This is a genomic window from Serratia sp. Sp408 (genome assembly GCF_057180665.1).
Genome location: NZ_JBXUFT010000001.1, coordinates 260,330 through 280,617, shown reverse-complemented (window position 1 = coordinate 280,617; position 20,288 = coordinate 260,330). Strand labels below are relative to the sequence as shown.

Genomic DNA, 20,288 nt, shown 5'->3' with positions numbered 1-20,288 from the left:
TCCTCGCTGTAGATAGCTTGCCTGAGCTATTTATGCCATCGATGGCGATCGTATTATCTGCCGCAACTGCAATAGCGATACGCTTTATGATCTCCCGGTTGCGAATGTACCAAGTGTCTATGCAACGGCCAGGGATTAATCACCTTAAGAGGTATGGCTAGACAAGCTGCTTGCAGAAGTCGCATGTGATGGAAGACCGGTGGACTTTAGTAGAGGTCGGGAGAAGCGAAAATGGTACGCCCTACAGGGCTCGAACCTGTGACCTACGGCTTAGAAGGCCGTTGCTCTATCCAACTGAGCTAAGGGCGCATTGGGATGCGGCAACCGAAGTTGCGGGTTGGATTATACGGTCAGAGGTTGTTGAGTCAATGCCTTTTCATAACCTCGCCGCGCCAAGCGCGCCTTATGCTGATTTTTCATCCAGCGCAATGGCTTACCAGCCGCTATCTGGCCGTGCGCCGTGATATTTTGCCGCCGGCAACCCACACAAGCCGGCAAAAAATGCCCGGGATGGGAGCGTTTCATCCGCAGTAAACGATGCATATCCTGATTCAGCGCCTGACAGCGCGCTCAGCTTCTGACAAAATAGCCGCATCCCCGCTTTTCTTATTTGATGGATTTCCACACCGATGGCAGCAAAGATTATTGATGGTAAAACGATTGCGCAGCAGGTTAGAAACGAAGTGGCTGAGCAAGTTAAACAACGTCTGGACGCGGGTAAACGCGCGCCAGGCCTGGCAGTAGTGCTGGTTGGCGAGAACCCGGCCTCGCAAATTTACGTTGCCAGCAAGCGACGTGCCTGTGAAGAAGTGGGTTTTGTTTCCCGCTCTTACGATCTGCCGGCTTCCACCAGCGAAGCCGAACTGCTGAAGTTGATCGACCAACTGAATGTCGACGGCGACATCGACGGTATTCTGGTACAGCTGCCGCTGCCGGCCGGTATTGATAATGTCAAAGTGCTGGAACGCATCAATCCGGACAAAGACGTCGACGGCTTCCATCCCTACAACGTCGGCCGCCTGTGTCAGCGTGCCCCCAAGCTGCGCCCCTGCACCCCACGTGGCATCGTTACGCTGCTGGAACGCTACAATATCGATACCTACGGCCTGAATGCCGTGGTGGTCGGCGCATCCAACATCGTCGGTCGACCGATGAGCATGGAATTGCTGCTGGCCGGTTGCACCACCACCGTTACCCACCGCTTCACCAAGAACCTGCGTCACCACGTCGAGAACGCCGACCTGCTGGTGGTGGCGGTGGGCAAACCGGGCTTTATTCCCGGCGACTGGATCAAGCCGGGCGCGATCGTCATTGATGTCGGCATCAACCGCCTGGAAAGCGGCAAAGTGGTCGGCGACGTAGAATTTGACGTTGCCAGCCAGCGTGCGGCCTACATCACGCCAGTGCCGGGTGGCGTCGGCCCGATGACCGTTGCTACACTGATCCAGAATACCTTGCAGGCCTGCGAGGAATACCATGACGTTCAACCTAAATAAGTAAGGCAGTATGGAAATTTTTAATCTGGAAAGTCACCCTCACGTCGAACTGTGCGATCTGCTGAAGTTTCAGGGCTGGTGCGAAAGCGGCGGTGCCGCCAAAGAAGTCATCGCCGAAGGGTTGGTGAAGGTTGATGGCAAGGTGGAAACGCGTAAACGCTGCAAGATCGTTGCCGACCAGGTGGTCGAATTCGCCGGCAGTAAAGTGACGGTAAAACCCTGAACACGGTCAAGTAAAAAAGGCGCCTCAGGCGCCTTTTTTATTACCGAGACAAACTTACTTACGCCGCCAGGTGGTGCCCTGCGGGCCATCTTCCAGCACGATACCCATTTCGTTCAGGCGATCGCGCGCGGCATCCGCCAGCGCCCAGTCTTTGGATTTGCGCGCATCGTTACGCTGTTTGATCAACGCCTCGATTTCCGCCACTTCTCCGTCGTCGGCCTGTGCACCGCTTTGCAGAAACGCTTCCGGTTCTTGTTGCAGCAGGCCGAGCACCTTGGCCAGTTTACGCAATTCCGCCGCCATTGCGTTAGCGGCCGCCATGTCTTCGTTCTTCAAACGGTTCACTTCACGCGCCAGATCAAACAGGGCGGAATAGGCTTCCGGCGTGTTGAAGTCATCATCCATCGCTTCACGAAAACGGGCCTCGAACTCGGCGCCACCGTCAGGAGTCGCCAACGGATCGGTACCGCGCAGCGCGGTGTACAAGCGCTCCAGCGATGCACGCGCCTGCTTGAGGTTCTCTTCGCTGTAGTTCAGTTGGCTGCGATAGTGGCCGGACATCAGGAAGTAACGCACGGTTTCTGCGTCGTAATAGCCCAATACGTCGCGAATGGTGAAGAAGTTGTTCAACGACTTGGACATCTTCTCTTTGTCGATCATCACCATGCCGGAGTGCATCCAGTAATTGACGTATGGACCGTCATGGGCGCAGCTGGACTGGGCGATTTCGTTTTCGTGGTGCGGGAACATCAGATCCGAACCACCACCATGGATATCGAAATGGGTACCGAGCTGCTTGCAGTTCATCGCCGAACATTCGATGTGCCAGCCAGGACGGCCAGCGCCCCACGGCGACTGCCAGCTCGGCTCGCCCGGCTTGGACATTTTCCACAACACGAAATCCATCGGGTTACGCTTGACGTCGTCAACCTCAACGCGCGCACCGGCCTGCAACTGGTCCAAATCCTGGCGCGACAACAGACCGTAATCCGCATCGCTGTCGATGGCGAACATCACGTCACCGTTGCTGGCGACATAGGCGTGACCGCGAGCGATCAAACGCTCGGTGAGCTCGATGATCTCGGCGATATGCTGTGTGGCTCGCGGTTCCAGATCCGGACGTTCGATCAGCAGCGCATCAAAATCGGCGTGCATTTCTGCCAGCATGCGACCGGTCAGTTGATCGCAGGTTTCACCGTTTTCCGCCGCACGGCGGATGATTTTGTCGTCAACGTCGGTCACGTTGCGCACGTAATTCAGATCGTAACCGAGGTAACGCAGATAACGCGCTACTACGTCGAAAGCAACAAAGGTACGCCCGTGGCCAATGTGGCACAGGTCATAAATGGTTACCCCGCACACATACATACCGACTTTTCCGGCATGAATAGGTTTGAATTCCTCTTTTTGACGACTCAGGGTATTAAAAATCTTTAGCATCGGGACATTCCGTGGTGTGCGTAGTAACAGTATTAATAACAGGGATCAGCGTATTGAACCGCGAAGGCCGATCTAATGCAAGGTCAAGGCCAAGGTTTGCGCTGGCGGGCGACAGAAACCTGCGATCTGGTTGATGAGTTATAACATAACATCCCCGTTTGTGGCGACGGCGTGTCCGGTTGCCGCTACTGACTCGCCAAAGGAGATATGTTATAAGGTCGTTCTGATTGTTCACACCTGTTTTGTGGCATCTCACTTCATCTTGTTAGGATTAAAACTATGGTTACTTTCCACACCAATCACGGCGACATCGTCATCAACACCTTCGCTGACAAAGCACCGGTCACCGTTGAAAACTTCCTGAACTACTGCCGCGCTGGTTTCTACGACAACACCATTTTCCACCGTGTTATCAATGGCTTTATGATTCAAGGTGGTGGTTTTGAACCTGGCATGAACCAGAAAAGCACCCAGTCGCCAATCAACAACGAAGCCAACAACGGCCTGAAAAATACCGTTGGCACCCTGGCGATGGCGCGCACCAACGATCCGCACTCCGCTACCGCGCAGTTCTTCATCAACGTGGCAGACAATGATTTCCTGAACTTCCGCGGCGAGAACGCACAGGGTTGGGGTTACTGCGTATTTGCCGAAGTGGTTGAAGGCATGGACGTGGTCAATAAAATCAAAGGTGTGAAAACCGGCCGCAGCGGCATGCACCAGGACGTGCCGGTAGAAGACGTGGTGATCACCAGCGTTACCGTCAGCGAGTAATCGCGGCGGCATGAGCACGCTGTTTATCGCAGACTTGCATCTATGCGCACAGGAACCGGCAATTACTGCCGGTTTTCTGCGTTTTTTACAGCGAGAAGCCATTCAGGCAGAAGCGCTCTACATTCTTGGCGATCTGTTTGAAGCCTGGATTGGCGACGACGATCCCGAACCACTGCACGCTGAAATCGCCGCCGCCTTGAAAGCGCTGCAACAGGCTGGCGTCCCGTGCTATTTCATCCACGGCAACCGTGATTTTCTGCTCGGCAAACGCTTTGCCAACGCCAGCGGCATGACGCTACTGCCGGAACAGCAGGTGGTGGAGCTGTACGGTCGACGGATACTGATCCTGCACGGCGATACCCTGTGCACCGACGATCTGCCCTATCAAAAGTTTCGCCGTCGGGTACATAACCCGCTGATCCAGAAACTGTTCCTGGCGATGCCTTTACGCTGGCGCCTGAAGATCGCCGCCAATATGCGCGCGCGCAGCCAGCAAAGCAATCAGCATAAATCGCTGGACATCATGGACGTCAATCCACAGGCGGTTGAGCAGGCGATGGTGCAACATCAGGTACACTGGATGATCCATGGCCATACCCACCGCCCTGCGGTACATTCGTTGCAACTCGCCAACGGCAAAGCGCAGCGAGTGGTGCTTGGCGCCTGGCATCATCAAGGTTCGATGGTCAAGGTCACCGCCGACGCCGTTGAGCTGATCCCATTCCCGTTCTGATTGCCACGCTGACGCTGTACTAAAAATTTTAGCGCTTTTGACGGCGAAAAGCGGCCACGCAACCGTTTTCCTCGCCGTGTACCCATGATATGCTCTACGCCCTCAAACGGCCTGCCTCCGCTGGCAACCGGCCGATGCGTGAACAATCTACAGGAGCCTTACATCCATGGGAGCCAACGCTGCTTCAGCCGCCAATACCAAGGCTAAAATCGCAATTGTAATGGGATCAAAAAGTGACTGGGCCACCATGCAATTCGCGGCCGAGGTTCTGACTTCACTTGATGTCCCGTTCCATGTCGAGGTCGTCTCCGCTCACCGCACGCCGGATAAACTGTTCAGCTTTGCCGAACAGGCAAGCGCCAACGGCTTTGAGGTGATTATCGCCGGTGCCGGCGGCGCAGCGCATCTGCCAGGCATGCTGGCGGCGAAAACGCTGGTACCGGTGCTGGGTGTGCCGGTGCAGAGCGCGGCTTTGAGCGGCGTTGACAGCCTGTATTCCATCGTCCAGATGCCACGCGGCATTCCAGTCGGCACGCTGGCGATCGGCAAGGCCGGCGCAGCGAACGCCGCGCTACTGGCGGCACAGATTGTGGCACTGCACGATGCCGCACTGGCACAGCGTCTGGCCGACTGGCGCCAGGCGCAAACCGATGAGGTGCTGAACCATCCGGACCCGCGGGAGGATGCATGAAACCGGTTTGCGTACTCGGCAACGGACAGCTCGGGCGCATGCTGCGCCAGGCCGGCGAACCGCTGGGCATCGCCGTTTACCCTGTCGGGCTGGATGCCGAACCCGAAGCGGTGCCGTACCAAAACAGCGTGATCACCGCCGAAATCGAGCGCTGGCCAGAAACGGCGCTGACGCGCGAACTGGCGACGCATAACAGCTTCGTCAACCGCGATATCTTCCCGCGTCTGGCCGATCGCCTGACGCAAAAACAGCTGCTCGATCGGCTCAATCTGGCTACCGCGCCGTGGCAACTGCTGGCGGATGCCGCCGAATGGCCGCAGGTGTTCGCCTCGTTGGGTGAGCTGGCAATTGTCAAACGCCGCGTCGGCGGCTATGACGGTCGCGGCCAATGGCGTTTGCGCGATGGTCAGCAGCACGAATTGCCGGCCGATGCATACGGCGAATGCATCGTCGAGCAGGGCATCAACTTTTCGGGTGAAGTGTCGCTGGTCGGTGCACGCGGTCATGATGGTCAATGCGTATTCTATCCGCTGACCCACAACCTGCATGAAGACGGCATTCTGCGCACCAGCGTGGCGCTGCCTACGCCAAACCCGGCGTTACAGCAGCAGGCGGAACAGATGCTGTCGGCCATCCTTGATGCGCTCGACTACGTCGGCGTAATGGCGATGGAGTGCTTTATCGTCGGCGACAAACTGCTGATTAACGAACTGGCGCCGCGGGTACACAACAGCGGGCACTGGACGCAGAACGGCGCGTCAATCAGCCAGTTCGAGCTGCATCTGCGGGCTATTCTCGGCCTGCCGCTGCCCAAACCGGTGGTCAATACGCCGTCGGTGATGGTCAATCTGATTGGCACCGCAGTGAATACCGCCTGGCTCGGCCTGCCGCTGGTGCATTTGCACTGGTATGACAAAGAGGTGCGCGAAGGTCGCAAAGTGGGTCACCTCAATCTCAACGATCCCGACGCCGACGCACTGGCGCAGGCACTTGAAGATCTGACTCCCCTGCTGCCGGCGGAATACCGCAGCGGCCTCGACTGGGCGCGGCAAAGGCTGGCCTAATTCCTGGTCTTCGCTGACCGGCAGCAAAAAGGGCGTGGTTCCAATGAATCGCGCCCTTTTTTATTGCCGTACCGCCAAAAACGGTGACTATGACGGTAATTCGCTGTCTTTGATATCGGCTATCGGCCCAAGGATGCGACGATCAAATTCGCGCAACGGCTCACCACCTTCAACGCGTTTTGGCCAGTCATGGTTTGCCAGCGCACCGCGTCCCAGGGCGATCAGATCGGCGCCCTGTTGCAGCAACGCTTCTGCTTTGGCAACCTCATGCAGACCGCCGTTGGCAATAATCGTTACCTCAGGCGCATATTTTCGCGCCAGCGCAACCAGCGACAGCCCGCCGTCGGCAAACGCCGGCTGCCAGGCCTGATGCTCGGTGAGATGGATATAATCTACCCCCGACTCAGCCAACAGGGTAAATACCGTGCGCGCATCCTGCTCGGCGTTTTCCCACTTGTGCTGAAAGTCATTCACCTTGCCCTGTGAGATACGGATGCCAACCAGCGCATCATTGCCGAGCCGGCTGCGGACGGCGTCGATCACCGCCAGGTTCAGCGACATGCGTTGCGCGGTATCCCCACCCCATTTATCGCTGCGCAGATTGGTGTGTTTGGTCAGGAACTGATCCAGCAGATAACCGTTCGCAGCGTGGATCTCTACGCCATCAAAGCCCGCCTGACTGACCGCGCGTTCGGCGGCCCCGGCAAAGCTGTCGATAATAGCGCGGATTTCTGCATCGCTCAGTTGGCGCGGCAACGGGTACTGCCCCTCACCGCGATAGAACGTCAACTGCTCTCCCTGCGGCTGAACGGCGGAGGGTGCCACCGTACCCTGGCGGTAACGATCGCTCTGAGACAGCGCCCCCGCATGCTGCAACTGGGCAATCATCTTGCCGCCATGCGCATGCAGCGCGTCGGTGATGCTCAACCAGGCGTTGGCCTGCGCGTCATTTATCAGTCCCGCCTGGAAATCATAGGTCTGCGACCATTGGTCATCAATATAGATACCTTCAGTAATCGTCAACCCAAAGCCACCGCGGGCAAAATCCTGGTAGTAACGTTGCATTCGTTCACTGGCGATGCCGTCTTGCGACGCGGTTACGCGGGTCATTGGCGCCACCACCAGACGATTGCGCAAGCGTAGGCGATTAACGGCGTTGGGACTGAACAGCGGGGAAAGGGACATAACGACTCCTGATGACTATTTATCTCTGCAAAAAATATAATCCTTGTGAGACAAAGCGGAAATCGCCCATTCTGATACGGCAGAATAACGAAAATCGTTATAATCAGGGTAACTCCGTTCAGCGAACCGGCGTTGCCGGTCATCCGGGCAATTGCAGCGGCGCGACAGACATAGGCAATGAATAATGAATATCAGCGATGTTCAGCTTTTTCTTACCGTTACCGAAAGCGGCAGTCTGGCGCAGGCAGCGCGGCGGCTCGGCATCACGCCGATGTCAGCCTCGCGACGACTGGCGGCACTGGAGCAGGAAATGGGCAAGCGCCTGATACAACGCACCACGCGCGCCATTTCGCTCACCCAGGAAGGCGCCGAATTTATTCCCTATGCCAGAGCGATCGCCGAGGCTGAAGAGAGCGCGAAAGCGCTGTTTCTCCCCAACAGCAAAGGCGCCAGCGGATTATTGCGCATCACCGCGCCATCAGGACTGGGAAACAGGACGTTGCTGCCGCTGCTACCCACGCTGTTGGCCAACAATCCCGAGATGCGTATCGATCTGCAGCTCAGCGATGAAGTGGTGGACATCGTCGGCCGTGGTATCGATGTGGCAGTGCGGGTGGCGCCGCTGCGTGACTCCAGCCTTATCGCGCGCAAAATCGCCGATAACCCACGCATACTCTGCGCATCGCCGGATTATCTGGCGCTGCACGGCTCGCCACGCTCGATAAATCAGCTCGGGCAACACCACTGTCTGCGACTCTCCAACGTGCCGCAGTGGTCGTTTGATATTGATGGGCAGATAACCGGCTGCAGCGTTGACGGGCGCTTCAGCTGCAGCAATGTGGAAGGGATCAGGGCGTTATGCCTGCAGGGAGTAGGATTGGCGCAATTATCCCGCTGGGATGTCAAACAGGAGCTTGCCCTGGGTCTGTTGCAAGAAGTCAGCTTGCAGGACGCGAACCCGCAGCAGCTCTCAATTTGGGCGGTCGTGCCCACCGTTCGCTATCTGCCGCACAGGGTGACGGTTTTTATCGACGCCTTGAAAGCCGCGCTCACGCAGCCAGACAGCGGCCACCGCCGGCAGGGCCATTGATCACCAGCCCTGTAGCAGGCGGAACGCCGCCACAGGGCTGGGCTGGTCATAACGGCGTTAACCCTCGTAGCTGCGGAACAGCGCCTGGCCACGCAGCAGGCGCACTCCCAGCCAGCCGCCGCACAGTGACAGCAGCAACGCGCTGAGCAACGGCAATGACCACCACAACAGCGGCGTTGGCTGCCACGGGAAGTCAAACACCCGGCTTTGCAGCAACCATAGCGCCGCCTCTGCGCCGACCGCAGCGGCGATCCCCGCCACCAGACCGAGCAGTGCAAACTCGCACCACAGCGTGCCACGCAGCAAACGCTTGCTGGCGCCCAGCGTGCGGTACACCACCAGTTCCTGTCGCCGTTGGCGCATGCCGACCTGCACCTGCGCCAGCAACAGCAGACCGCCGCACACCACCACCAGTACCACCATCACCTCCAGCGCCCGACTCACCTGCTGCAACACGCCGCCGACCTGTTGCAGGATGGAACCGATATCCATCAGGCTTAGGGTCGGGAATTGCCGATTCAATTGCGTCAGCATGCTGCCGTCACCGTCGTAACGGAAGCTGGTCAGCCAGGTTTGCGGCTGACCGTCGAGCGCACCCGGCGGGAAGATAAAGTAGAAGTTGGGTTTCAGGCTTTCCCAATCCACCTGGCGCAGGCTGGTTACTTTGGCATTGAACGACTGCGTATCGCCGCTGAAGGTCAGCGTATCGCCCAACGTCACCTTAAGTCGCTCAGCGATGCCGGCATCCATTGACACTTCACCGGCCTTCGGTGGCCAGTATCCGGCGGTTAGCGGATTGTGATCCGGCCGTGCCGCCAGCCAGGTCAGGTTCAGCTCGCGGTTGACCGCTTCGCCGCCCGGATCGTCCTCATGCACCCGTTCGGTCGCCACCTGTTGGTTAATTTCCGTCAGACGGACGCGCACAATCGGATAATAGGTTTCCTCCGGCAGTTGATGCTGTTGCAGGAACGCCTTGACCTGCGGTACCTGTTCGCCGGTCATGTTCAGCAGGAAGTAGTTCGGCGTATCCGGCGGCAGTTGCTGCTGCCAACGATCCAGCAGATCGCCGCGCAACACCAACAGCAACGCCAGCAGCATGAACGACAGCGAAAAGGCCGCCAATTGGCTGACCGTCACCCACGGCTGGTGCAACAGCCGGTTGACCGCCAGACGTAGCGCCAGATTGCGTAGCGTGATACGACGCAGCAACAGCAGACTGCCCCAGCCAATGCCGCCCAACAGCAGCGCCAGCACCAGCATACCGGCCAGAATCGACCACAGCAGCGTGCTGGCTCCCATCAGCACCGTCAGCACCGCCACCACCACGATGGCGGTCGCCGGCAGGAAATAGCGCAGCGGCCAGACATTGGCCACCACATCGCGCCGCAACACGCGCAGCGGCTGGGTGGCCAACAGCTGGCGATACGGCCGTATACCGACCAATAGGGAGATCAGCACCAGCGCACCCATCGACCACAACCACGGCCAGCCGCCGGCTGCCGGCAGCTCGCCCGGTAACACCGGCGCCAGCAATCTGATCAGCAACGCCTCAAACGCCAGCCCGATGACGCTGCCGCACAGCGCTGCCAGCGCCAGCACCGCCAGCCACTGGCCGATAATCAGCCGACGTAGTGCCCGGCGGCCGGCGCCCAGGGTTTTCAATACCGCGATCAGATCGTAACGGCTGCGGCAATAATGACTCATCGCCACCGCCACCGCGGCGATTGACAGCAGCAGCGTCAATAACGCAGACAGCAGCAGGAACTGTTGCGAACGTTGCAGCGACTTACCCAGCGCCCCGCCGGAATTTTCCAGTCCAAACCAACGTTGGTCGGCTTTCAGCTGTGGGGTCAGACGCGTTTCATAACGCGCCAGATCCTCCGCCGTACCGGCAAACATATAGCGATAGGTCAAGCGACTGCCGGGCTGCACCGCACCGGTTTTGTCGACATCCGCCATGTTGATCAGAATACGCGGCGCGGTCTGGAAAGGGTTAAAGCCAGAATCCGGCTCCTGGACGATCTCCCCGGCGATACGCAGCCGGGTATCACCCACCTCCAGGTTATCGCCGACCTTCACCCCCAGCAACGCCAGCAGGCGCGGCGCCACCAGCACCGTGCCTGGTTGCGGCTTGACGTTGGCCGGGCGTGTCTCAAGCCGGCCATACAGCGGATAGGCCAGATCGGTCGCCTTGACGTTCGCCAGTTGCGGTCTGTCGCCGGCATAGGTCATGGTGGTAAATGACAGTTGGCGACTGACCTGCAAGCCCTGCTGTTGCGCATCAAGCAGCCAGCCCTCCGGCACCGGCCGCGCGCTGCGCAACACCCGATCGCCGGCAATGAAATCCCGGCTCTGCTGGCTTAGCCCCTTGTCCATGCGATCGCTGATACTGCCAAGCGCCAGCACGCAGGCCACCGACAATGTCAATGCCAACCAGACAATCAGCAGCGAGGGAGAGCGCCATTCACGCCAGAACCAGCGCCAGATCATGCTTCCTCCCACAGCTTGCCTTCACGCAAGCGCAGCCGACGCTGGCAGCGCGCCGCCAACGTTTCATCGTGAGTCACCAGGATCAGCGTGGTGTCAAAATCGCGGTTCAAGGTAAACAGCAGATCGACGATGCGCTCGCCGGTCTGGCGGTCCAGGTTGCCGGTCGGCTCGTCGGCAAACAGCACCCGCGGCCGACCGCTAAAGGCACGCGCCAGCGCCACCCGCTGCTGCTCACCGCCGGACAGCTGTGCCGGCAGATGACTCAGACGCTGCCCCAGACCAAGCTGCTCCAGCAGTTGCACCGCCTGTTCGCGGCTCTGGCGATCGCTTTCGCCGCGCAGCAACGCCGGCAATTGTACGTTTTCCAACGCGTTGAGCGTCGGCACCAGCATGAACGACTGAAACACAAAGCCGACGTTGTTGGCGCGCAACGCGGCGCGCCCCTCTTCGTCCAACGCGGTCAATGATTCGCCCAGTAAATGAACATCGCCTGCGCTGCCGTCATCCAACCCGGCCAGGATCCCCAACAGCGTCGACTTGCCCGAACCGGACTCGCCTATCAGGGCAATTGTCTGCGCGGGTTTGACAACCAGCTCGACTCCGGTAAGGATGGTGAGCTGATGCTCACCCTGACCAACGTGTTTACTAAGATGATGAACTTCAAGAACGTTTTCCGCTGGCATTTTCCCTTCCTTTTGCTGTTGGGCTTATTCGGTTTACGTGCGGCGGCTGCCGATACGTTATTGATTCTTGGCGACAGTTTAAGCGCCGGCTATCGGCTGCCGGTCGCACAGGCCTGGCCGACGCTGCTGGCCAACCAATGGCAGCAGCAGCCCGGTGAGCCGACGGTAATCAATGCCAGTATCAGCGGCGACACCGCCGCTCAAGGCCTGGCACGCTTGCCGACGCTGTTGACGCAGCATAAACCGCGTTGGGTGCTGATTGAGCTGGGGGCCAACGACGGCCTGCGCGGCTTCCCGGCGCAGGATGTGCAGCGCGATCTCGGCCAGATCATTACCCTGGTGCAACAGGCTGGCGCCCAGCCGCTGCTGATGCAAATCCGCATACCGCCGAACTACGGACGCCGCTATACTGAGGCCTTCAGCGCGATTTACCCGCAGTTGGCCAAACAGTTCAACATTCCGCTGGTGCCGTTTTATATGGAACAGGTGGCGATCAAAGCGGAATGGATGCAGGATGACGGTTTGCACCCCAACCGCGACGCGCAGCCGTTTATCGCCACCTGGATGGCGGAGCGCCTGAAACCATTAGTAAAACATGAGTCTAATTAAATAGGGTTGTACACTAGGTAAAGTTATGCAAAAAGCGGTATTGATAACCGGTTGTTCCAGCGGCATTGGCCTGATCGCAGCTCAGGACTTGCGTAACCGCGGCTACCGCGTGCTGGCGGCCTGTCGTAAGGCGCAGGACGTCGACAACATGCAGCAGCTCGGGCTGGAAGGCATCGAGCTTGATCTGGACGACAGCGCCAGCGTTGAGCGGGCGGCGGCGCAGGTGATCGACATGACCGGCGGTCGGCTGTACGGCCTGTTCAACAATGGTGGGTTCGGGGTATACGGCCCGCTCAGCGGCATTTCCCGCCAACAGTTGGAACAGCAGTTTTCCACCAACCTGTTCGGCACCCACCAGTTGACGCAACTGCTGTTGCCGGCCATGCTGCCGCACGGCGAAGGGCGCATTATTCAGACCAGTTCGGTGATGGGGCTGGTGTCCAGTGCCGGGCGCGGCGCCTATGCCGCCAGCAAGTTCGCGCTGGAAGCGTGGTCAGATGCCCTGCGTATGGAACTGCACGGTACCGGTATTCAGGTCAGTCTGATCGAACCCGGCCCGCTGACTACCCATTTCAGCCAAAACGTCAACCAAACGCGTAGCGATCGGCCGGTACACAATCCGGGGATTGCCAAACGCCTGACGCTGCCGCCAGAGGCGGTGTTGCCCAAATTGCGCCATGCGCTGGAAAGCCCGAAAGCGCGGCTGCGCTATCCGGTGACCCTGTTGGCCCATGCCTTGAGCGTACTGCGCCGTATTTTGCCCGGTCGCGCGCTGGACTGGCTGTTGCGCAGCAACGGTTAATTTCATTGCGGGGTTGAACGATGTCCCCCCTGCCCCCACCTAGTGTTAATCAGACTTGCACGATCAGAGAGAAACCCATGCTAGCTCCGACTGTTATTGATATTAACGAAATGAATCTGCAGCAAACGCTGGAACAATCGATGTCCGTTCCGGTGCTGTTCTACTTCTGGTCCGATCGCAGCCAGCACTGCCAGCAACTGACGCCGTTGCTGGACAAGTTGGCGACGGAATACGCCGGCCAGTTCGTGCTGGCAAAAGTGGACTGTGATGCCGAACAGATGATTGCCTCGCAGTTCGGGTTACGTTCGATTCCTACCGTTTATCTGTTTAAAGACGGCCAGCCGGTAGACGGATTCCAGGGCCCGCAGCCGGAAGAGGTTATCCGCGAATTCCTGCAGCGTTTTCTGCCGAAGGCGGAAGATCTGAAGCTGGCACAGGCCAATGAACTGTTGCAGGCAGGCAACGCCATCGAGGCGCTGCCGCTGTTGAAGGACGCCTGGCAGAGCAGCAATCAGCGCGGTGATATCGGACTGACACTGGCGGAAACCCAGTTGACGCTCAACCGCATTGAAGACGCCGAAGCGGTGCTGGCCACCATCCCGCTGCAAGATCGCGACACGCGTTATCAAGGGTTGGTAGCACAGATCGAACTGATGAAACAGGCCGCCGATACGCCGGAAATCCAGCTTTTGCAGCAGCAGGTTGACGCCGACCCAACCAACGCCGAATTGGCGGTACAGCTGGCGCTGCAATTGCACCAGGTTGGTCGCAACGAAGAAGCACTGGAACAGCTGATGGGTCACCTGAAGAAAGATCTGACCGCCGCCAACGGCAGCGCCCGCAAGACGCTGATGGATATCCTCGCCGCGCTCGGTACCGGCGATGCGCTGGCAGCCAAGTACCGCCGCCAGCTGTATTCATTGCTCTACTGATCGCCGAGTGGGCGGGCTCCACCGCCCTTTTCGACGCGATCCCAGACGCGAACGTTATCCCTTGGATAGTTCGCGTTGCATCAAGGCGGCAACGCCAGGAATCCCCGGCAGCATAGGTCACTGTGTGACCGGGGTGACTGAAGGCAGCCAACGCCGAGGCAGCGTGAAATATAACGGGGATATCAACGGTAAACCCGCACCCCGCCCTCAACCCCTTGCGGACTGAACAACACCTGCCATAGCTGAATATTGCGCGAACGAAATGCGCCGGCGCAGGCATTCAGGTAGTAGGTAAACATGCGTTCGAAGCGCTCGGAGTAATTGTCCGCCAGCGACGGCCATGCCCGGGTGAAGTTATCAAGCCAGGCCATCAGGGTGCGGTCGTAATCCGCGCCGATATTGTGCCAGTCTTCCATCACAAAACGCCCTTCACTGGCCTCGGCGATGTGTTTTACCGATGGCAGACAGCCGTTCGGGAAGATGTATTTATCGATCCAGGCGTCTACGTTGAGATCGGTTTGATTGGAACCGATGGTGTGCAGCAAAAACAGTCCGTTAGGCTTCAGGTTGCGTGCCGCTACGTTAAAATAAGTGTCGTAGTTTTTCGGCCCGACGTGCTCGAACATCCCCACCGAGACGATGCGGTCAAACTGCCGATGCAGATCGCGGTAATCTTGCAATAAAATCTCGACCTCCAGGCCGGCACAACGTTGCTGCGCCATTTTTTGCTGTTCGGCAGAAATGGTCACGCCATGCACTTTTACTCCGTACTGTTCCGCCGCATACTGCGCCAGCCCACCCCAGCCGCAGCCGATATCCAGCAAGCTCATTCCCGGTTGCAAGCGCAGCTTTTCGCAGATCATCTTCAGCTTGTTTTGCTGTGCCTGCTGCAGCGTGTCCGCGTCTTTCCAATAGCCGCAGGAATACTGCATGTAGGGATCCAGCATTTGGCTGAACAGGTCGTTGCCAATGTCGTAATGTTCCTTGCCAACCTGCCAGGCGCGTTTGCGCGATTGGCGGTTGACCAGTCGTGCATAGGCGATACGCGCAATATCCGTCAGGCTGCTCGGTAGGCGTTCATCAATGCCCGCCCGTAAAATACGGGTGAACAAGATATCCAGCCGTTCGCAATCCCACCAGCCATCCATATAACTTTCACCGAAACCCAGCGAGCCTTCCTGCAATATACGTTTGAACAGCGCCGGGTTTTTTACCTGAATATCAAACGTCTGGCTGCCATTAATTGTTATGCCAGCCTCACCGAGCATCTGTTCAATAATGACATGCCAGCGATCTTTTTTCTGCGACAGTTCATTAATACCGATCGAATCCATAAGAATCCTTGCCGTAAAAGACGTTTCAAAAAGCATAGTCGCAAATTGAAATGACAAATTTTTGAAATGGGAGGTTGTCCTCTCTATTACTGTAACCAAGCGGTTAAATGGCATGAAATGAATTAAAATTATTGGCAACATGCCAAATTGGCATAGTTGAAGATGACATCTTGTGGATTGATTAGGCTTTACCCACCGGGTGGCGTAATATCTATTTACATATGTCTGACAGGAGGTTATGCCATGTTTACCCTTATTCCCATCATCATCGTCGTGGCGTTGATCGTGGTGTTCGCCGGCGTCAAAATTGTGCCGCAAGGTTACCAATGGACGGTTGAACGCTTTGGCCGCTACACCAAGACGCTGATGCCCGGCCTGAACCTGGTAGTGCCATTCATGGACCGTATTGGTCGCAAAATCAACATGATGGAACAGGTGCTCGACATCCCGTCGCAGGAAATCATTTCACGTGACAACGCCAACGTCGCCATCGACGCCGTGTGCTTTATTCAGGTGGTCGATCCGGCACGTGCCGCCTATGAGGTCAGCAACCTTGAGCTGGCGATTGTCAATCTGACCATGACCAACTTCCGTACCGTTCTCGGCTCGATGGAACTGGATGAAATGCTGTCGCAGCGCGACAGTATCAACAGCCGACTGCTGCATATCGTCGACGAGGCCACCAATCCGTGGGGCGTCAAAATCACCCGTATCGAAATCCGCGACGTGCGCCCACCGGCCGAGCTGGTCGCCTCGATGAACGCGCAAATGAAGGCGGAACGTACCAAACGTGCGGACATTCTGGAAGCCGAAGGAGTACGGCAGGCCGCGATACTGCGCGCCGAGGGGGATAAACAGTCACAAATCCTCAAGGCGGAAGGCGAACGTCAGTCTGCCTTCCTGCAGGCAGAAGCGCGGGAACGTGCAGCCGAAGCCGAAGCCCGCGCCACCCAACTGGTGTCCGACGCGATAGCAAACGGAAACATTCAGGCAGTTAATTACTTCGTCGCGCAGAAATACACCGACGCGCTGCAAAAAATCGGCTCCGCCAACAACAGTAAAGTAATCATGATGCCGCTGGATGCCAGCAGCCTGCTCGGCTCGATTGGTGGTATCAGCGAATTATTGAAAGACAGCAAAGGCCAATAATGATGCTGGAACAGATTGCGGCACATCCACACTGGTTCTGGCTTTCACTCGGCGGTCTGCTGCTGGCGGCGGAAATGCTTGGCGCCAGCGGCTACCTGTTGTGGAGCGGCGTGGCTGCGGTAGTGGTCGGCGCCATCGCCTGGCTGCTACCGGCCATCAGTTGGGAATGGCAAGGCGTACTGTTTGCCATTCTGGTGATATTGGTAGCCTATCTATGGTGGTACTGGCTACGACAGCGCCCGCAGGAAACCGGCGGTAGCGCAGTGCTGAACCAACGCAACCGCCAGTTGATCGGCACCCGCGCCACGCTGAGCGAACCGATACGCAACGGCGTGGGGCGGGTAAACATCGGTGACAGCAGCTGGCGTGCGCAGGCAGCACAGGATTTACCGGCCGGTACCGAAGTAGAAGTGATTGCGGTTGACGGCGCTACGCTGGTGATCCGCGCGCTTAATCGCTAATGTTTGTGGCAGCAGCCTGCCAGATTGTTAATGATCGGGCAGTCTGCACCATCATCCCCCGGGCACTGCTCCGCCAGCAGCAACAGGCGCTGACGCATTTCACCCAGTTCCTGAATGTGTTTTTCAATATCGGTCACTTTTTGCAGCGTGCGGGCTTTAACATCGGCACTGTGCCGGGCGGGATCGTTAAACAGCGCGACCAGCTCACGGCATTCGTCCAGATTAAAACCAACCTGACGCGCCTGGCGCAATAATGTCAGTTCTTCTATATGCTTCGCGCTGTAGCTGCGGTAGCCGTTCTCGCTGCGCATCGGCGCGGTGACCAAGCCTTTTTCCTCGTAAAAACGAATGGTTTTACTGGTTAAACCGGTTTTTTTGGCAACATCGCTAATATTCATTCCCCCCCCCCTTGACCTTACCCTTGCTGGAAGGTTTAAGCTCATTCTCAATGAAAAGAGTTAAGGCGGTCAAGTCTTAATCAACTCCCTAACGCGAGGAACCACTCTATGTCACAAACTACCGTGTTGGCATTGCAGGGACTGTCCTGCATGCACTGTGTTGGCAGTACACGTAAAGCCCTGGAAGCTGTGCCGGGTGTCACGACTGCGGACGTCACCATCGACAGCGCCAAAGTCACCGGCGACGCCGATCCGCAGACCTTGATCGAGGCAGTCGAACAGGCCGGGTATCATGCCAGCCTGGCGGGAGCCGATAGCCACCCAAAAACTGAGCCGTTGGTTGATGCAACTCCTTCGTTGCCGGAAACGCAGTCAGCGGCACAGGTTTTAACTCCGGCAACATCCGAGCAGGACGACGACAGCGTGCAACTGTTGTTGAGCGGCATGAGCTGTGCCAGCTGCGTCAGCAAAGTGCAAAATGCGCTGCAGAGCGTGCCAGGCGTCGAACAGGCGCGGGTCAATCTGGCGGAGCGCAGCGCATTGATCACCGGCGCGGCCAATCCGCAGCAGCTGATAGCCGCAGTGGAAAAAGCCGGTTACGGCGCGGAAATGATTCAGGATGAAACCGAACGTCGCGAACGCCAGCAACAAACCGCACAGGACAATATGAAGCGGTTCCGCTGGCAGGCAGCGCTCGGCCTGGCTCTGGGTATCCCGCTGATGGCCTGGGGTCTGTTTGGCGGCAGCATGACGCTGACGGCGCAGACCCAACGGCCGTGGTTGATCGTCGGTCTGATAACCCTGGCGGTCATGGTGTTTGCCGGCGGTCACTTTTACCGTAACGCCTGGCGTGCGCTGAAAAACGGCAGCGCCACCATGGATACGCTGGTGGCGCTCGGTACCGGCGCTGCATGGCTGTATTCGATCAGCGTTAACCTGTGGCCCGAATTCTTCCCGATGGCGGCGCGACATCTGTATTACGAAGCCAGCGCCATGATCATCGGCTTGATTAACCTCGGCCATGCAATGGAGCAGCGGGCACGTCAACGCTCCTCGCAGGCGCTGGAAAGACTGCTGGATCTGACACCGCCCACTGCGCGTCTGGTTACCGATAACGGTGAGCAGAGTATCCCGCTGGCAGAAGTGCAACTGGGCATGACGCTGCGCCTGACTACCGGCGACCGTATTCCGGTGGACGGAGAAATCATTCAGGGTGAAGTGTGGATCGACGAAGCAATGCTGACCGGTGAAGCAGTACCGCAGCAAAAAGGCGTTGGCGATACCGTACATGCCGGCACGGTGGTGGAAGACGGCAGCGTGCTGTTCCGCGCCGCCGCCATCGGCAGCAAAACCACGCTGGCGCGCATCATCAAGCTGGTACGCCAGGCGCAAAGCAGTAAACCGGAAATAGGCCAGTTGGCCGACCGGATATCTGCGGTGTTCGTGCCGACGGTGGTCGCCATCGCGCTGTTCAGCGCGGCAATCTGGTATTTCTTCGGCCCGCAGCCGCAGCTGGTTTATACCCTGGTGATCGCCACCACGGTGCTGATCATCGCCTGTCCGTGTGCGCTCGGCCTGGCAACGCCAATGTCGATTATTTCCGGCGTCGGCCGTGCGGCAGAGTTTGGCGTTCTGGTACGTGATGCCGATGCGCTGCAACAGGCCAGTAATCTCGATACGCTGGTGTTTGATAAAACCGGCACCCTGACCGAAGGCCAACCACGCGTGGTGGAGATCGTCACCTTTAATCAGGTGAGCGAACAGCAGGCGCTACGTTGGGCAGCAGCGCTCGAGCAGGGCGCCAGCCACCCGCTGGCACGCGCCATTATCGACCACGCTGAGGGCCAGAACCTGCCGCAGATTAGTCAGTTCCGTACCCTGCGCGGTGCCGGTGTCAGTGGTGAGGCCGACGGGGTAAAACTGCTGCTGGGCAACGCCAGGTTGTTGCAGGACCATCAGATTGCCATCACCGCCTTGGAAAGCCAGATGCAACAACAGGCCGAGCGCGGCATCACGCCGGTGCTGTTGGCCGCCGACGGCAAACCGGCTGCGTTGATCGCCATTCGCGATCCGCTGCGCAGCGACAGCGTCGCCGCATTGCAGCGCTTGCATCAACAGGGGTATCAGTTGGTGATGCTGACCGGCGATAACCCGGTGACGGCAAACGCCATCGCCAAGGAGGCCGGAATTGACCGAGTGATTGCCGGCGTTCTGCCAGACGGCAAGGCAGACGCCATCAAGCAATTGCAGGCACAGGGCCATCGTGTCGCAATGGTGGGCGACGGCATCAACGACGCCCCGGCATTGGCGCAGGCCGACGTCGGTATTGCCATGGGCAGCGGCAGCGATATTGCCATCGAAACCGCCGCGATTACGCTGATGCGCCACAGCCTGAACGGCGTTGCCGATGCGCTTGAACTGTCCAAGGCTACGCTGCGCAACATGAAGCAAAACCTGCTCGGAGCGTTTATTTACAACACCTTGGGCATCCCGATCGCCGCCGGCGTGCTGTACCCGCTCACCGGGACGCTGCTCAGTCCGGTGGTGGCCGGCGCGGCAATGGCGCTCTCATCGATTACCGTGGTCAGCAACGCCAACCGCTTATTGCGCTTTAAACCTAAACAGTAATGCTCGGGGGCTGCCATTGGCGGCCCCTTTCTTTGTGCCCCTTCTTTGCCACTTTCTGTCTTTCCTGCGCGGCGCAGAGCGTTTAGCATGGGGTAAACGCTTTACC

Annotated in this window: 19 protein-coding genes and 1 tRNA gene; 13 read left to right on the top strand and 7 right to left on the bottom strand. The window is 58.2% G+C overall.

The genetic code is table 11. The annotated features are described in order from the left end of the window. Positions 1-232: 232 nt before the first annotated feature. A tRNA-Arg gene (locus tag AC2AXP_RS01370) sits at positions 233-309 on the bottom strand. Positions 310-629: 320 nt separating this feature from the next. Here AC2AXP_RS01370 and folD point away from each other — a divergent pair. Both folD and ybcJ read left to right on the top strand, forming a co-directional pair. Beyond that, entirely contained in the window at positions 630-1,496 is an 867-nt protein-coding gene (folD, locus tag AC2AXP_RS01365) for a bifunctional methylenetetrahydrofolate dehydrogenase/methenyltetrahydrofolate cyclohydrolase FolD (protein ID WP_198773331.1), read from the top strand. Between the two features lie 10 nt (positions 1,497-1,506). Further along, entirely contained in the window at positions 1,507-1,719 is a 213-nt protein-coding gene (gene ybcJ / locus AC2AXP_RS01360; RefSeq protein ID WP_004954409.1) for a ribosome-associated protein YbcJ, read from the top strand. A 54-nt stretch (positions 1,720-1,773) separates the two neighbouring features. Here ybcJ and cysS read toward each other — a convergent pair whose 3' ends face one another. Further along, positions 1,774-3,159, bottom strand: coding sequence for a cysteine--tRNA ligase (gene cysS, locus AC2AXP_RS01355; RefSeq protein ID WP_004954412.1), 1,386 nt, complete (start codon positions 3,157-3,159; stop codon positions 1,774-1,776). A gap of 279 nt (positions 3,160-3,438) precedes the next feature. Here cysS and ppiB point away from each other — a divergent pair, with 279 nt between their 5' ends. The 4 genes from ppiB to purK all read left to right on the top strand — a co-directional run bounded on the left by ppiB (position 3,439) and on the right by purK (position 6,421). After that, positions 3,439-3,933: a peptidylprolyl isomerase B gene (gene ppiB / locus AC2AXP_RS01350; RefSeq protein WP_004954414.1), complete on the top strand. Its 495-nt coding sequence runs from the start codon at positions 3,439-3,441 to the stop codon at positions 3,931-3,933. A gap of 10 nt (positions 3,934-3,943) precedes the next feature. Beyond that, the gene (locus tag AC2AXP_RS01345) at positions 3,944-4,666 is read left to right on the top strand and encodes a UDP-2,3-diacylglucosamine diphosphatase (RefSeq protein ID WP_004954419.1); all 723 of its coding nucleotides are present in this window, start codon (positions 3,944-3,946) and stop codon (positions 4,664-4,666) included. 166 nt (positions 4,667-4,832) lie between these two features. Continuing rightward, a complete protein-coding gene (gene purE / locus AC2AXP_RS01340; protein WP_004954422.1) occupies positions 4,833-5,357 on the top strand; it encodes a 5-(carboxyamino)imidazole ribonucleotide mutase in 525 nt (174 codons plus the stop codon). Then, positions 5,354-6,421, top strand: a complete 1,068-nt coding sequence (purK, locus tag AC2AXP_RS01335) for a 5-(carboxyamino)imidazole ribonucleotide synthase (protein WP_371902033.1) — start codon at positions 5,354-5,356, stop codon at positions 6,419-6,421. The genes purE and purK overlap by 4 nt, the downstream gene beginning before the upstream one ends. Before the next feature lie 87 nt (positions 6,422-6,508). On the opposite strand, the gene AC2AXP_RS01330 is transcribed toward purK, so the two are convergent. Continuing rightward, positions 6,509-7,606, bottom strand: coding sequence for an NADH:flavin oxidoreductase (locus AC2AXP_RS01330; RefSeq protein WP_039991028.1), 1,098 nt, complete (start codon positions 7,604-7,606; stop codon positions 6,509-6,511). 184 nt (positions 7,607-7,790) lie between these two features. On the opposite strand from AC2AXP_RS01330, the gene AC2AXP_RS01325 reads away from it, so the two are divergent. After that, entirely contained in the window at positions 7,791-8,696 is a 906-nt protein-coding gene (locus AC2AXP_RS01325; protein ID WP_484381382.1) for a LysR family transcriptional regulator, read from the top strand. A gap of 57 nt (positions 8,697-8,753) precedes the next feature. Here the strand turns inward: AC2AXP_RS01325 and ybbP are convergent, their stop codons facing one another. Next, positions 8,754-11,186 carry a putative ABC transporter permease subunit YbbP gene (ybbP, locus tag AC2AXP_RS01320; protein WP_004954431.1) on the bottom strand — a complete coding sequence of 811 codons (2,433 nt, stop codon included), beginning with the start codon at positions 11,184-11,186 and terminating at the stop codon, positions 8,754-8,756. Continuing rightward, positions 11,183-11,869 carry a putative ABC transporter ATP-binding protein YbbA gene (gene ybbA / locus AC2AXP_RS01315; RefSeq protein WP_039991029.1) on the bottom strand — a complete coding sequence of 229 codons (687 nt, stop codon included), beginning with the start codon at positions 11,867-11,869 and terminating at the stop codon, positions 11,183-11,185. The genes ybbP and ybbA overlap by 4 nt, the downstream gene beginning before the upstream one ends. Here ybbA and tesA point away from each other — a divergent pair. The 3 genes from tesA (at position 11,840) to AC2AXP_RS01300 (ending at position 14,212) form a co-directional block, all read left to right on the top strand. Further along, a complete protein-coding gene (gene tesA, locus AC2AXP_RS01310; RefSeq protein WP_164844328.1) occupies positions 11,840-12,478 on the top strand; it encodes a multifunctional acyl-CoA thioesterase I/protease I/lysophospholipase L1 in 639 nt (212 codons plus the stop codon). The two genes, ybbA and tesA, sit on opposite strands and share 30 nt — an antisense overlap. Before the next feature lie 25 nt (positions 12,479-12,503). After that, positions 12,504-13,280, top strand: a complete 777-nt coding sequence (locus tag AC2AXP_RS01305) for an SDR family oxidoreductase (protein WP_004954437.1) — start codon at positions 12,504-12,506, stop codon at positions 13,278-13,280. A 77-nt stretch (positions 13,281-13,357) separates the two neighbouring features. Beyond that, positions 13,358-14,212: a thioredoxin family protein gene (locus AC2AXP_RS01300; RefSeq protein ID WP_004954440.1), complete on the top strand. Its 855-nt coding sequence runs from the start codon at positions 13,358-13,360 to the stop codon at positions 14,210-14,212. Between the two features lie 182 nt (positions 14,213-14,394). Here AC2AXP_RS01300 and cfa read toward each other — a convergent pair whose 3' ends face one another. Then, on the bottom strand, positions 14,395-15,546 hold the full coding sequence (gene cfa / locus AC2AXP_RS01295) for a cyclopropane fatty acyl phospholipid synthase (protein ID WP_039991032.1): 1,152 nt from the start codon (positions 15,544-15,546) through the stop codon (positions 14,395-14,397). A gap of 243 nt (positions 15,547-15,789) precedes the next feature. On the opposite strand from cfa, the gene AC2AXP_RS01290 reads away from it, so the two are divergent. Continuing rightward, positions 15,790-16,695 carry an SPFH domain-containing protein gene (locus tag AC2AXP_RS01290; protein ID WP_004954444.1) on the top strand — a complete coding sequence of 302 codons (906 nt, stop codon included), beginning with the start codon at positions 15,790-15,792 and terminating at the stop codon, positions 16,693-16,695. Positions 16,696-16,697: 2 nt separating this feature from the next. Further along, entirely contained in the window at positions 16,698-17,156 is a 459-nt protein-coding gene (locus AC2AXP_RS01285) for an NfeD family protein (protein WP_273869123.1), read from the top strand. Here the strand turns inward: AC2AXP_RS01285 and cueR are convergent. Continuing rightward, positions 17,153-17,554, bottom strand: a complete 402-nt coding sequence (gene cueR / locus AC2AXP_RS01280) for a Cu(I)-responsive transcriptional regulator (RefSeq protein WP_004954450.1) — start codon at positions 17,552-17,554, stop codon at positions 17,153-17,155. The genes AC2AXP_RS01285 and cueR overlap by 4 nt on opposite strands. A gap of 108 nt (positions 17,555-17,662) precedes the next feature. On the opposite strand from cueR, the gene copA reads away from it, so the two are divergent. Further along, the gene (gene copA, locus AC2AXP_RS01275; RefSeq protein WP_050763090.1) at positions 17,663-20,182 is read left to right on the top strand and encodes a copper-exporting P-type ATPase CopA; all 2,520 of its coding nucleotides are present in this window, start codon (positions 17,663-17,665) and stop codon (positions 20,180-20,182) included. Positions 20,183-20,288: the final 106 nt, after the last annotated feature.